Source organism: Corallococcus sp. 4LFB, from assembly GCF_046520365.1.
GTDB classification, from domain to species: domain Bacteria; phylum Myxococcota; class Myxococcia; order Myxococcales; family Myxococcaceae; genus Corallococcus; species Corallococcus caeni.
The window spans coordinates 1-726 of sequence record NZ_JBKGHJ010001160.1 but is presented as its reverse complement, the minus strand read 5'-3'; the positions used below and the strand labels follow the sequence as shown (position 1 = coordinate 726).

The 726-nt window shown below is 69.6% G+C and carries 1 protein-coding gene; it reads left to right on the top strand.

Annotated features, from left to right (window positions below; translation table 11 throughout):
- Window positions 1-11 precede the first annotated feature (11 nt).
- The coding region (locus ACLEQD_RS44695; RefSeq protein ID WP_410391965.1) for a phosphopantetheine-binding protein at window positions 12-726 on the top strand (715 nt) is incomplete at its 3' end.

Genomic DNA, 726 nt, shown 5'->3' with positions numbered 1-726 from the left:
CCGGCGCTCGCATGTACCGCACGGGCGACCGCGTGCGCTGGCTCTCCGATGGCCGTGTGGAGTTCCTCGGCCGTGTCGACTTCCAGGTGAAGGTGCGAGGCTTCCGCGTGGAGCCCGGTGAAGTCGCCACCGTGCTCCGTGCGCTTCCCTCCGTGCACGAAGCCGTCGTCGTAGCCCGCCAGGACTCCCCCGGCGAGGCCCGCCTCGTCGCCTACGTCGTCGCGGACTCCACGGACGTGTCCGCGCTTCGCGAAAACCTGAAGCAGCGGCTGCCCGAGTACATGGTGCCCTCCGCCTTCGTCTTCCTGGAGGCCCTGCCCCTCACCCCCAACGGCAAGGTCGACCGCAAGGCCCTTCCCGCTCCGGAGGCCTCCGCTTCGAGCTCCGACTACGTGGTGCCTCGCACTCCCACGGAGGAACTGCTCGCGTCCCTCTGGGCAGAGGTGCTGCGTCTTCCCCGCGTGGGATCACAGGACCAGTTCTTCGAACTGGGCGGTCACTCGTTGCTCGCGACCCAGCTCGTGGCCCGTGTGCGCGCGACGTTCGGAGTGGAGCTGCCGCTGCGCTCCGTCTTCGAAGCTCCAATCCTGGCGGACCTCGCGCGCCGCATCGACGACGCGGGGAAGCAGGCGTCCGGCGTGAAGGCACCACCGCTGGTGCCGGCACCTCGCACGGGGGAGCTGCCGCTGTCCTTCGCGCAGCAGCGCCTGTGGTTCATTGATCAGC